This is a genomic window from Streptomyces sp. TM32 (assembly GCF_004122755.1).
In the GTDB taxonomy this organism is placed as follows: domain Bacteria; phylum Actinomycetota; class Actinomycetes; order Streptomycetales; family Streptomycetaceae; genus Streptomyces; species Streptomyces sioyaensis.
Genome location: NZ_SDIG01000033.1, coordinates 41,605 through 53,597 on the forward strand (window position 1 = coordinate 41,605; position 11,993 = coordinate 53,597).

The following is an 11,993-nucleotide window of genomic DNA, read 5'->3' on the forward strand; positions in this document are numbered from 1 at the left end:
TAATTCAGTATTCAACTTTTACGGGTAGAATTCCTCCATGACGACCGACAGCGACACCCCCTGGCTGACCGACCAGGAGCAGCGTGCCTGGCGCACTCATCTGGACGTCAGCAGACTGCTGATGCACCAACTCGAGCGCGATCTGCAACCGTTCGGCCTGACGAACAACGACTACGAGATCCTGGTCAACCTTTCCGAGGCCGAGGACCGCCGGCTCCGGATGAGCGACCTGGCCGCCAGCACCCTGCAGTCCAAGAGCCGTCTCTCCCACCAGATCACCCGGATGGAGAACGCCGGGCTGGTGCGCCGCGAGAGTTGCGAGTCGGACCGCCGTGGCCTCTACGCCGTGCTCACCGAGGAAGGCTGGGACACCATGCGCCGGGTCGCCCCGCACCATGTCGCATCGGTCCGCAAGCACTTCATCGACCTGTTCTCGGCCCAGGACCTCCAGGCGCTGCGCGCCTCGCTCACCCCCGTGGCCGAACACCTCCGCACGGAGCGCGGCGGCGTCTGACCGGCCGGGCCTCGGCCCCCCGCCGGACGCGGCCCCCTGAGCGGCCGGGCCCCGGCTCCCCGAGCGGGCCGAGGCCCGGCCGGCCGGCTCAGCCGGCCACCGGCAGCCGCAGCTCGAACACCGACCCCGTGCGCACGGCCAGCGAGCCGCCGTGCCGCACCGCGACATCGCGCGCGATGGCCAGCCCCAGCCCCGCCCCGCCGTCGTCCCGGGCCCGTGCGTCGTCGAGCCGCACGAACCGCTCGAAGATCCGCTCCCGCTCGCTCTCCGCCACCCCGGGCCCGTCGTCCTCGACCCGCAGCGCCAGCTCCTCCCCCTCGCGCACCACGGCCACCCGTACGGCCCCGTCGGCATGCCGCTGCGCATTGTCCAGCAGATTCCCCAGTACCCGCGCCAACTGACCGCGCGACCCCGCCACTTCCCCGCTCGCCAGCTCCCCGATCCGCACCGGAACCCGGTCCGCGACCCGCTGCGAGGTCTCCTCGCGCACCATCGCAGCCAGCTCGACGCGGGTGTCCGCCGGCCGCTCCCCCGCGTCCAGCCGGGCCAGCAGCAGCAGATCCGCCGCCAGCCGCTGCAGCCGCACGGTGTCCACCACCGCACCCGGCACATCCAGCAATTCCGGATGCGCCACCGCCACTTCGAGCTGGGTGCGCAGACTCGCGATCGGGCTGCGCAGCTCGTGCGAGGCATCGGCGACGAACCGCCGCTGCCGCTCCACGGACAGCTCCAGCGCCGCCAGCGTCTCGTTGGTGGTCCGCGCCAGCCGGCCGATCTCGTCCCGCGACGACGGCACCGGCACCCGCCGGCTCAGATCCGTACTCGCCGTGATCGCGGCCATCTCCCCGCGGATCCCCTCCACCGGCCGCAACGCCCGCCGGGTGACCAGCCAGGTCACCCCCGCCACCACCACGAGCAGCAGCGGCAGCCCGATCAGCATGGCGTCGCGCACCGATGCGACGGTGTCCTCCTCCGGCGCCAGCGCCGACCCCGCCCGCACCGTCGCCTGCGCACCCCGGCTGTCCTTGGCCTCGACCGCCGCGAGCCGGTAGCCGGCCACCTTCCCCCCGACGTCGGCGCTCCCGTCCCGGAGGTCGACATCGTCATCGATCTCCCCGGGCCCGAGCCGCGGCCCGTCGTCGTCGCCGTCCTCGTCGTCCGCCGACCGGCCCGGCCCGGAGCCCGGCGCCCCCTGCGCGCCCACGCGCTTCCCGTCCACGGCCCGCACGTCCTCACCGACGGCCAGCACCCGCCCGTCGTCGCCGGTGACCATCACCGGACGGTCCTCACCGTCCGGCAGGTCCAGCTTGCCGTACGGCGTCCCCGTCGCGATCTGGCCGGCCACGTCCCGCGCCGTGACCTCGGCCTGCAGCCCCGCCTGGCTGTGCAGATGGCCGCGCAGCACCAGCAGCACGGCCGTCCCCGCGGCGACCAGCGCCAGGGCCACCACCACGGTCGCGCCCGCCGCCGCCCTGGCCCGTACGGAGCCCAGCGCCCTACCCATCGGCCACCAGCCGGTATCCCGCGCCGCGCACCGTCACGATGTGGCCGGCGCCGAGCTTGCGCCGCAACGCACTCACATACACCTCGATGATGTTGACATCGCCTTCGTAGGCGAAGTCCCAGACATGCTCCAGAATCTCCGCCTTGGAGACCACCTCGCCCGCCCGCAGCGCCAACTGCTCCAGCACGGCGAACTCCTTCGCCGTCAGCACCACGTCGGCGCCGTCCCGCTCGACCCGCCGCGCCCCCTGGTCGACGGCCAGCGACCCCACCCGCAGCACCGGCTCGGCACTCCGGCCGCGCCGGCGCAGCAGCGCCTTCACCCGCGCCACCAGCACCACGTACGAGAACGGCTTGGTCAGATAGTCGTCGGCGCCGGTGTCCAGGCCCTCGGCCTCGTCGTACTCGCCGTCCTTGGCGGTCAGCATCAGGACCGGCGTCTCGTGACCGGCGGCGCGCAGCGCCCCGCACACCCGGTAGCCGTTCATCCCCGGCAGCATGATGTCGAGCACGAGCAGGTCGTAGCCGCCCTCGCCCGCCCGTTGCAGCCCTTCCAGACCGTCGTGCACCACGTCGACCGCGTACCCCTCGGCCATCAGACCCTTGGCCAACGACAGGGCCAGCCGCTTCTCGTCCTCGACGATCAGGAGCCGGAACGGGCGGCGGACGGCGCCGGGATGGGCGTGGCGCGATACGGGCGGGTGCATGCGCCCACCCTGCCATCCGGAACCTGAAGGCCCCTTCAGGCTGCTTCAGCTCCCCTTCAGCTTCGATCCGTCACGGTGTGGGCACAGTCGATCGCAAGAGGAGAAACCACATGAAGCGCCACCTCGTCATCGCCACCGCCGCCGCGGCCGCCCTCATCGCCGGCGGCACGGTGACCGCCGTCGCGGCCAACAGCGACAGCGGCTCCGGCGGCGCGCAGTCCTCGGCGCAGCAGACCGCCCACACGGGAGCGTCCGGCCCGGGCACCGCCCAGGTGCAGGACGGCCGGTCGAGCATCCGCATGGCGGACGGCAACGACGGCCAGGGGGACAGCCGCGAGGCGAAGGCCGCCAAGGTGACCGCACCGGACGCCGCGGCCGCCGCCCTCAAGGCCGTCCCCGGCACCGTGACCGGCCTGGACCTGGACGCGGACCGCCCCGGCCTGGTCTGGGACGCGGAGGTGTTCGGCAAGGACGGCAAGCAGCACGAGGTCACCCTCGACGCCGGCACCGCGCGGGTGCTGAACCAGCACCTCGACCGCGGGGACGACGACCGCGGCCGGCAGCGCGCCGCCCTCACCAACGCCCGGACGACCGCGGCGGACGCCGCCCGTTCCGCGGCCCCGCGCGGCACGGTGACCTCCGTCGAGCTGGACGACGACCACGGTCCGAAGCCCGCCTGGGAGGTCGAGACGGTCACCAAGGACGGCAAGGAGCACACCGTCCTGGTCGACCCGCAGTCGGGCAAGCTGACCGCGGCACCGGCGCAGGACGCCGACGACAACGACGACGACGGCTCGGACGACTGACCCCGGGCCCCCCGGCCAGGCCCCCGTCCCCGTTCACGGTGGACGGGGGTCGCGCCGTTCCGGCCGCCACGCGCCCGGCGCTCAGCCCCCGTTGTCCCCGTTGGTCAGCCCGTCGACCAACTCGTCCGCCGCCCGGTACGGATCCGTCTGGCCGGAGACGATGCGCTCGGCCAGCGCATCCAGCCGCTGGTCCCCCCGCAGATCGCCGATCCGCTCCCGCAGGGCGGTGACGGCGATCGTCTCGACCTCGTGGGCCGCACGCGCGCGGCGCCGCTCGGCCAGGACGCCCCGCTCCTCCATCCAGGCCCGGTGCTTCTCCAGTGCCTCGACGACCTCGTCCACGCCCTCGCCGCGCGCCGCGACGGTCTTGACGATCGGCGGCCGCCAGTCGCCGGGCGCGCGGGATTCACCCAGCCCCAGCATGTGGTTGAGCTCGCGGGCGGTGGCGTCGGCGCCGTCCCGGTCCGCCTTGTTGACCACGTAGACGTCGCCGATCTCCAGGATTCCGGCCTTGGCCGCCTGGATGCCGTCGCCCATGCCGGGCGCGAGCAGCACCACGCTCGTATCGGCCTGCGAGGCGATCTCCACCTCGGACTGGCCGACGCCGACCGTCTCGACGAGGACCACGTCACAGCCCGCCGCGTCCAGCACGCGGATCGCCTGCGGTGCGGCCCAGGCGAGCCCGCCGAGATGGCCGCGGGTGGCCATCGAACGGATGTAGACGCCGGGGTCGGAGGCGTGCTCGCTCATCCGTACCCGGTCGCCGAGCAGCGCGCCCCCGGAGAACGGCGAGGACGGATCGACGGCGAGCACCCCGACCCGCTTGCCGGTCCTGCGATAGGCCGACACCAGCGCGGAGGTGGTGGTGGACTTCCCCACGCCGGGCGAGCCGGTCAGCCCGACCACGTACGCGTTGCCGGTGAGCGGCGCCAGGGCCGCCATCACCTCGCGCAGCTCCGGCGACGCCCCCTCCACGAGGGAGATCAGCCGGGCCACGGCCCTGGGCCGGCCCTGCCGTGCCTGTTCCACCAGCTGGGGGACGTCCACCATCGCCGCTCGGCTCCTTCGGCTCGCTCGTACGCGCATCGGGCACTCGTACGCGCGGGGCGTACGAGCTCGTCGGTTACTTACCCGGAACGCGGATGATCAGCGCGTCGCCCTGGCCGCCGCCACCGCACAGTGCGGCAGCACCCACGCCACCGCCCCGGCGGCGCAGCTCCAGCGCGAGATGCAGCACGATGCGGGCGCCGGACATACCGATCGGGTGACCCAGCGCAATCGCGCCGCCGTTGACATTCACCTTTTCCGGCGACACTCCGAGGTCCTTCACCGACTGCACGGCGACGGCCGCGAACGCCTCGTTGATCTCGATCAGGTCAAGATCACCGACGACGAGGCCGTCCTTCTTCAGCGCGTGGTTGATGGCGTTGGAGGGCTGGGACTGGAGGGAGTTGTCGGGGCCGGCGACGTTGCCGTGGGCGCCGATCTCCGCGATCCACTCCAGGCCGAGCTCCTCGGCCTTGGCCTTGCTCATGACGACGACCGCGGCGGCGCCGTCGGAGATCTGCGAGGAGCTGCCCGCGGTGATCGTGCCGTCCTTGGCGAAGGCCGGGCGCAGCTTGCCGAGCGACTCGGCGGTGGTCTCGCCGCGGATGCCCTCGTCCTTGCTGAAGACGACCGGCTCGCCCTTGCGCTGCGGGATCTCCACGGGGGTGATCTCGGCCTCGAAGAGCCCGTTCTTCTGGGCGGCGGCGGCCCGCTGGTGGGAGCGCGCGGCGACCTCGTCCTGCTCCGGTCGGGCGATACCCAAACGGGTGTTGTGCTGCTCGGTCGACTCGCCCATGGCGATGCCTTCGAAGGCGTCCGTGAGGCCGTCGTGCGCCATCGCGTCGAGCATCTCGACGGCGCCGTACTTGTAGCCCTCGCGGGACTTCGGAAGCAGGTGCGGGGCGTTGCTCATGGACTCCTGGCCGCCGGCGACGACGACGTCGAACTCACCGGCGCGGATGAGCTGGTCGGCCAGGGCGATGGCGTCCAGGCCGGAGAGGCAGACCTTGTTGATGGTCAGGGCGGGGACGCTCATCGGGATACCGGCCTTGACGGCCGCCTGACGTGCCGGGATCTGCCCTGCCCCGGCCTGCAGGACCTGGCCCATGATCACGTACTGCACCTGATCGCCGCCGATCCCCGCCCGGTCCAGTGCCGCCTTGATGGCGACGCCGCCCAGATCCGCGCCGGAGAAGGTCCGCAGGGACCCCAGGAGCCGGCCCATGGGGGTGCGCGCTCCCGCCACGATCACTGAGGTGCTGCCGTTGGTGCCGTTCGTTGGAGACATGCGGTGCGGCCTTCCTTTGCAGGGAAGTTAACGAGGGTTCCCGTCAATGTACTGAGCAGTACGCCCGGGGTCACCGGGAAGCAGGTGTGATCGCGCGCACGTTGCGTAACCAGCCATGCGAGGGGTGCACTGGAGCCATGCTGACGCGAATCGACCACATCGGGATCGCCTGTTTCGACCTCGACAAGACTGTCGAGTTCTACCGTGCCACGTACGGCTTCGAGGTGTTCCACTCCGAGGTCAACGAGGAGCAGGGAGTCCGGGAAGCCATGCTCAAGATCAATGAGACCTCGGACGGCGGTGCCTCGTATCTCCAGCTTCTGGAGCCCACCCGCGAGGACTCCGCGGTGGGCAAGTGGCTTGCCAAGAACGGCGAGGGAGTCCATCACATCGCGTTCGGCACCGCGGACGTGGACGGCGACTCCGAGGCCATCCGCGGCAAGGGCGTCCGGGTCCTGTACGACGAGCCCAGGACGGGTTCGATGGGGTCGCGGATCACCTTCCTGCACCCCAAGGACTGCCACGGCGTGCTGACCGAACTTGTCACCGCGGCGCCCCCCGCGGCGGAAGAGCACTGACCTTTGCCTTCCCCGGCCGGTAGAGTGCAGCTTCGGCCGGGGTAAGGGAGTGGGGCTCGGTCCATACCCTGCCGATGATCTGACACCATTTCTTCGGAAGGGTCAGCTCCGAGGGGCGCAAGTCCGTACGACGTGACGTGTACGGGGCGAGCGCTGCAGAATCCGGAGACGGCCGCCACCATGACCAGGGGACGGATGGGACCGCGCAGTGCGGGGCAACGACCGCTACGAGGCTGACGACCACCTCTCGCAGTTCGAGGCCGAGATGGAGCGGCTGAAGAGCGAGCGGGACAAGGCGGTCCAGCACGCCGACGACCTCGGCTATCAGGTCGAGGTGCTGCGCGCCAAGCTCCATGAGGCGCGCCGCAACCTCGCGACGCGCCCTGCCTACGACAGCGTCAGCCATCAGGCCGAACAGCTGCTGCGCAATGCGCAGATCCAGGCCGACCAGCTGCGTTCGGACGCCGAGCGGGAGGTCCGCGAGGCACGGGCACAGACCCAGCGGCTGCTCCAGGAGCAGGCCGAGCGGCAGTCCCGGCTGGAGGCCGAGCTGCACGCCGAGGCGGTCGCCCGCCGCCAGCGGCTCGACGAGGAGCTCAACGAGCGCCGGCAGACCGTCGAATCACACGTCAACGAGAACGTCGCCTGGGCCGAACAGCTGCGCGCCCGTACGGAGTCGCAGGCCCGCCGGCTGATGGAGGAGTCCCGGGCGGAGGCCGAGCAGGCGCTCGCGGCCGCGCGGGCCGAGGCCCAGCGTCTGACCGAACGCGCCCGTGAGCGGCTCGGCTCCGAGGCGGAGCAGGCCCGCGCCGAAGCGGAATCCATCCTGCGCCGGGCACGTACGGACGCCGAGCGGCTGCTGAACGCCGCCTCCAGCCAGGCCCAGGAGGCCACCGACCAGGCCGAGCAGCTGCGTACCAGCGTCGGCAGCGAGTCGGAGGAGGCGCGCCGGCAGGCCGCGGAGCTGACCCGCACCGCCGAGAGCCGCATCCAGGAGGCCGACACGGCGCTGCGCGAGGCGCGTGCCGAGGCGGAGAAGCTGGTCGAGGAGGCGCAGCAGGCCGCCTCCAAGCGGCTGTCGGCGGTCGAGTCGGACAACGAGCAGCGCACCCGTACGGCCAAGGCGGAGATCGCCCGGCTGGTCGGGGAGGCCACCAAGGAGGCCGAGGCGCTCAAGGCCGAGGCCGAGCAGCTGCGGGCCGACGCCGCCACGGAGGCCGAACGGCTGATCGCCGAGGCGCAGGACACCGCCCGGTCCCAGGCCGCCGAGGACTCCGCGGCGCAGCTGGCGAAGGCCGCGCGCACCGCCGAGGAGGTGCTGACCAAGGCGTCGGAGGACGCCAAGGCCACCACCAAGGCGGCGGCGGAGGAGGCCGAACGGCTGCGCAGGGAGGCCGAGTCCGAGGCGGACCGGCTGCGGGAAGAGGCGCACGACACCGTCGCGCAGCTCAAGGGCGCGGCGAAGGACGACACCAAGGAGTACCGCGCCAAGACCGTCGAACTCCAGGAGGAGGCGCGCCGGCTGCGCGGGGAGGCCGAGCAGCTGCGGGCGGACGCGGTCGCCGAGGGCGAGCGGATCCGCAGCGAGGCCCGCCGGGAAGCGGTCCAGCAGATCGAGGAGGCGGCCGGGTCCGCGGAGGAGCTGCTGGGCAAGGCCAAGAACGATGCCGAGGAGACCCGTTCGGGCGCCGTCGCGGAGAGCGAGCGGGTGCGGACGGAGGCCATCGAACGGGCCACGGCGCTGCGCCGGCAGGCCGAGGAGGCCCTGGAGCGGGCCCGCTCGGAGGCCGAGGAGCTGCTCACCGAGGGCGCCCAGGCCGCGGAGATGGTCACCACCGAGGCGGAGGAGTCCGCCGCCCGGCTGCGGGCCGAGGCCGAGCAGGCCGCGCAGGAGCGGCGGGCCGAGGCACAGGCCGAGCTGGACCGGCTGCGCACCGAGGCGGAGGAGAAGGTCACCGCCGCCGAGCAGCAGCTGCGCGACGCCCGCGCGGAGGCGGAGGGGCTGCGCCGGGAGACCCAGGAGGAGGCCGCCCGCCTCAAGGCGGAGTCCGCGGAGCGCCGCCGGATGCTGGAGCAGCAGGCCGAGGAGGAGGCCGAGCGGCTGCGCACGGAGGCCGCCGCGGACGCGACGGCGGCGCGTGCCGAGGCCGAATCGGCGGCTGCAGGGCTGCGGGGCGAGGCGACGGCCGAGGCGGAGCGGCTGAAGGCGGAGGCGCAGGAGACCGCGGACCGGGTGCGTGCGGAGGCGGCGACGGCCGCGGAGCGCACGGGCACCGAGGCGGCGCAGGCGCTGGCCGCGGCCCAGGAGGAGGCCGCGCGGCGGCGCCGGGAGGCCGAGCAGCTGCTGGGCGAGGCCCGCGAGGAGGCCCACCAGGAGCGCACCGCGGCGCGCGAGCAGAGCGAGGAGCTGCTGGCGGCGGCCCGTACCCGGGTCGGCGAGGCGCAGGAGGAGGCCGAGCGGCTGGTCGAGGACGCCGACCGGCGGGCCGGCGAGCTGATGGCGGCGGCCGAGCAGACCGCGCAGCAGGTGCGGGACTCGGTCGCGGGGCTGCACGAGCAGGCCGGCGAGGAGATCGCCGGGCTGCGTTCGGCGGCCGAGCACGCCGCGGAGCGTACGAAGGCCGAGGCGCAGGACGAGGCGGACCGGCTCCGCAAGGAGGCCTCCGAGGAGCGCGAGCGTGCCTCGGAGGACGCCGTACGCGTCCGCCAGGAGGCGCAGGAGGCACGGGACGACGCGAAGTCCCTGGCGGAGCGGGCGGTTGCCGAGGCCATCGAGGAGGCCGAGGGGCTGCGCGCCGAGGCGGCCGGGGTCCTCGACGAGGCCCGCCGGGACGCCAACACGGCGCGCACCGAGGCCGCCGAGCAGGCCGACCGGCTGCTGTCGGAGGCGAACGCGCAGGCCGAGAAGCTGGTCGCGGACGCCACCGCGAAGGCGCAGCAGCTGCGCACGGACGCCTCGGACGCGCTGGCGTCCGGCGAGCAGGACGCGGCGCGGGCCCGTGCGGAGGCACGGGACGACGCGAACCGGATGCGTGCGGACGCCGCGGAGCAGGCCGACAGGCTGATCACCGAGGCCCGTACGGAAGCCGAACGGATCGTCACCGAGGCCACCGAGCTGACGTCTTCGGCGCAGGACGACGCCGACCGCATCGTCCAGGAGGCCCAGGAGGCCGCCGACCGGCTGCGTACGGACGGCGAGCAGCAGGCGCAGGCGCTGGTGTCGGAGGCGACGCAGACGGCGGAGCGGCTGCGCACCGAGGCCGCCCAGGCGCTGGAGAACGCCCGGCTGGACGCGGAGCGCACCGGCGACCAGGCGCGCGAGGCGGCGAACAAGACGCGTTCGGACGCCGCGGAGCAGGCCGACCAGCTGATGTCGGAGGCCGCGACCGAGGCGGAGCGGCTGCGCACCGAGGCGGCGGAGACGACCGCGGACGCCGAGCGGGACGCGGACCGTACCCGGGCCGATGCCCGGGAGCTGGCGGACCGGATGGTCGCGACGGCCACCGCGGAAGCGGACCGGCTGCGGGCGGAGGCGGCCGACACGGTCACCGCCGCTCAGGAGCACGCCAACCGCACCCGCAACGAGTCCGCGAAGCTCAAGGAGGACGCCGAAGCGGCGGCCGAGCGGACCCGGGCCGAGGCCCAGGAGGAGGCGGACCGGCTGCTGGACGAGGCGCGCAAGGACGCGTCCCGGCGCCGCGGGGACGCCGCCGAGCAGGCGGACCAGCTCATCGCCCGGGCCCAGGAGGAGGCGCTCAAGGCCGCCACCGCCGCCGAGGAGCAGGCCGACACGATGGTCGGGGCGGCCCGCAAGGAGGCCGAGCGGCTCGTCGCGGAGGCGACCTCCGACGGCAACGAGCGCGTCGAGAAGGCCCGTACGGACGCGAACACCCTGCTGGAGGAGGCCCGCCGGGACGCCACCGGTATCCGCGAGCGCGCCGAGGAGCTGCGCCAGCGGATCGAGTCCGAGGTCGAGGAGCTGCACGAGCGGGCCCGCCGGGAGTCGGCGGAGACGATGAAGAACGCCGGCGAGCGGGTCGACAAGCTCATCGCGCAGGCCACCGCCCAGCAGGTGGAGGCCGAGGAGAAGGCCGACCGGATGGTCGCGGACGCCAACAGCGAGGCGAGCAAGGTCCGGATCTCGGCGGTGAAGAAGGCCGAGGGTCTGATCAAGGAGGCCGAGAACAAGAAGGCCGAGGCGGTGCGCGACGCGGAGCGGATGCGCCGCGAGGCCGAGGCGGAGGCCACCCGGATCGTGGACGAGGGCAAGCGGGAGCTGGAGGTTCTGGTGCGCCGGCGCGAGGACATCAACGCCGAAATCTCCCGCGTCCAGGATGTCCTGGAGGCCCTGGAATCGTTCGAGACGCCCGGCGGAAACGGGGAGGGCAAAGGCGGTGGTGTGAAGGCAGCCGCTGGAGCGGGGGCAACTCGTTCGAGTGGCAAGCAGTCTGAAGGGTAGCCACTCAAATGAGGGGTCATTCTCCAGATCAAACGGGCAATGACTCGATGACACGCCGTTGTGACCCCTAGGATTCTCCTTATCACCTCACCGGTCTCTTCGACAGGAACCCCATGAGCGACACTTCCTCCCCCTTCGGCTTCGAGCTCGTGCGGCGTGGGTACGACCGCGGTCAGGTGGATGACCGCATTACGAAGCTCGTCGCGGACCGCGACAGCGCGCTGGCCCGCATCACGTCGCTGGAAAAGCGGATCGAGGAGCTGCACCTCGAAACGCAGAACGCCCAGGCGCAGGTCAATGACGCCGAACCGTCCTACGCGGGCCTGGGTGCACGCGTGGAAAAGATCCTCCGTCTCGCCGAGGAAGAGGCGAAGGATCTGCGCGAGGAGGCCCGCCGGGCCGCCGAGCAGCACCGTGAGCTGGCCGAGTCCGCCGCCCAGCAGGTCCGCAACGACGCGGAGGCGTTCGCCGCCGAGCGCAAGTCGAAGGCGGAGGACGAGGGCGCCCGGATCGTCGAGAAGGCCAAGGGCGAGGCGTCCACGCTGCGCGCCGAGGCGCAGAAGGACGCGCAGTCCAAGCGCGAGGAGGCGGACTCCCTCTTCGAGGAGACCCGCGCCAAGGCCGCCCAGGCCGCCGCGGACTTCGAGACCAACCTCGCCAAGCGCCGTGAGCAGTCCGAGCGCGACCTGGCCTCGCGTCAGGCCAAGGCCGAGAAGCGGCTCGCGGAGATCGAGCACCGCGCCGAGCAGCTCCGCCTGGAGGCCGAGAAGCTGCGCACGGACGCGGAGCGCCGGGCCCGCCAGACGGTGGAGACCGCGCAGCGCCAGGCCGAGGACATCGTGGCGGACGCCAACGCCAAGGCGGACCGTATCCGCAGCGAATCCGAGCGCGAGCTGGCGGCGCTGACCAACCGCCGCGACTCGATCAACGCGCAGCTGACCAACGTCCGCGAGATGCTCGCGACACTGACCGGTGCGGCGGTGGCCGCGGCCGGTGCCCCCGGCGACGAGGAGACCGTCACCCGCGGCGTCCCCGCCCAGCAGACCCGCTGACCGTCCGGCAGTTCCGGCACGCTGCTTCCCACGCCCCCG

The 11,993-nt window shown here is 73.1% G+C and carries 9 protein-coding genes; 5 read left to right on the forward strand and 4 right to left on the reverse strand.

From position 1 onward, the window contains the following. The first annotated feature begins 37 nt into the window (after window positions 1–37). A complete protein-coding gene (locus tag EST92_RS11015) occupies window positions 38–514 on the forward strand; it encodes a MarR family transcriptional regulator (protein ID WP_129280756.1) in 477 nt (158 codons plus the stop codon). Between the two features lie 88 nt (window positions 515–602). On the opposite strand, the gene EST92_RS11020 is transcribed toward EST92_RS11015, so the two are convergent. Beyond that, window positions 603–2,006 (reverse strand): ATP-binding protein, encoded by a 1,404-nt coding sequence (locus EST92_RS11020; RefSeq protein WP_129280764.1) that lies wholly within the window; start codon window positions 2,004–2,006, stop codon window positions 603–605. A gap of 4 nt (window positions 2,007–2,010) precedes the next feature. Further along, on the reverse strand, window positions 2,011–2,724 hold the full coding sequence (locus tag EST92_RS11025) for a response regulator transcription factor (protein WP_129280757.1): 714 nt from the start codon (window positions 2,722–2,724) through the stop codon (window positions 2,011–2,013). A 110-nt stretch (window positions 2,725–2,834) separates the two neighbouring features. Here EST92_RS11025 and EST92_RS11030 point away from each other — a divergent pair, with 110 nt between their 5' ends. Beyond that, window positions 2,835–3,530, forward strand: coding sequence for a PepSY domain-containing protein (locus tag EST92_RS11030; RefSeq protein WP_129280758.1), 696 nt, complete (start codon window positions 2,835–2,837; stop codon window positions 3,528–3,530). A gap of 81 nt (window positions 3,531–3,611) precedes the next feature. Here the strand turns inward: EST92_RS11030 and meaB are convergent, their stop codons facing one another. Both meaB and EST92_RS11040 read right to left on the reverse strand, forming a co-directional pair. Further along, window positions 3,612–4,580, reverse strand: coding sequence for a methylmalonyl Co-A mutase-associated GTPase MeaB (gene meaB / locus EST92_RS11035; RefSeq protein ID WP_129280759.1), 969 nt, complete (start codon window positions 4,578–4,580; stop codon window positions 3,612–3,614). A 73-nt stretch (window positions 4,581–4,653) separates the two neighbouring features. After that, window positions 4,654–5,829 carry an acetyl-CoA C-acetyltransferase gene (locus EST92_RS11040; protein ID WP_129280765.1) on the reverse strand — a complete coding sequence of 392 codons (1,176 nt, stop codon included), beginning with the start codon at window positions 5,827–5,829 and terminating at the stop codon, window positions 4,654–4,656. 173 nt (window positions 5,830–6,002) lie between these two features. Between EST92_RS11040 and mce the strand changes: the two genes are divergently transcribed. From mce to EST92_RS11055, 3 genes are all read left to right on the forward strand, one after another. Then, window positions 6,003–6,443: a methylmalonyl-CoA epimerase gene (gene mce, locus EST92_RS11045; protein WP_006603065.1), complete on the forward strand. Its 441-nt coding sequence runs from the start codon at window positions 6,003–6,005 to the stop codon at window positions 6,441–6,443. Between the two features lie 208 nt (window positions 6,444–6,651). Next, the gene (scy, locus tag EST92_RS11050) at window positions 6,652–10,902 is read left to right on the forward strand and encodes a polarized growth protein Scy (protein ID WP_129280760.1); all 4,251 of its coding nucleotides are present in this window, start codon (window positions 6,652–6,654) and stop codon (window positions 10,900–10,902) included. A 113-nt stretch (window positions 10,903–11,015) separates the two neighbouring features. Next, window positions 11,016–11,954 (forward strand): cellulose-binding protein, encoded by a 939-nt coding sequence (locus EST92_RS11055; RefSeq protein WP_093485204.1) that lies wholly within the window; start codon window positions 11,016–11,018, stop codon window positions 11,952–11,954. The last annotated feature ends 39 nt before the right edge of the window (window positions 11,955–11,993 follow it).

Bases quoted from the DNA above. Each gene is read 5' to 3' on its own strand.
- EST92_RS11025 (WP_129280757.1), bottom strand. From the start codon at position 2,724: ATGCACCCGCCCGTATCGCGCCACGCCCATCCCGGCGCCGTCCGCCGC.
- meaB (WP_129280759.1), bottom strand. From the start codon at position 4,580: ATGGTGGACGTCCCCCAGCTGGTGGAACAGGCACGGCAGGGCCGGCCC.
- EST92_RS11015 (WP_129280756.1), top strand. From the start codon at position 38: ATGACGACCGACAGCGACACCCCCTGGCTGACCGACCAGGAGCAGCGT.
- mce (WP_006603065.1), top strand. From the start codon at position 6,003: ATGCTGACGCGAATCGACCACATCGGGATCGCCTGTTTCGACCTCGAC.
- EST92_RS11030 (WP_129280758.1), top strand. From the start codon at position 2,835: ATGAAGCGCCACCTCGTCATCGCCACCGCCGCCGCGGCCGCCCTCATC.
- EST92_RS11055 (WP_093485204.1), top strand. From the start codon at position 11,016: ATGAGCGACACTTCCTCCCCCTTCGGCTTCGAGCTCGTGCGGCGTGGG.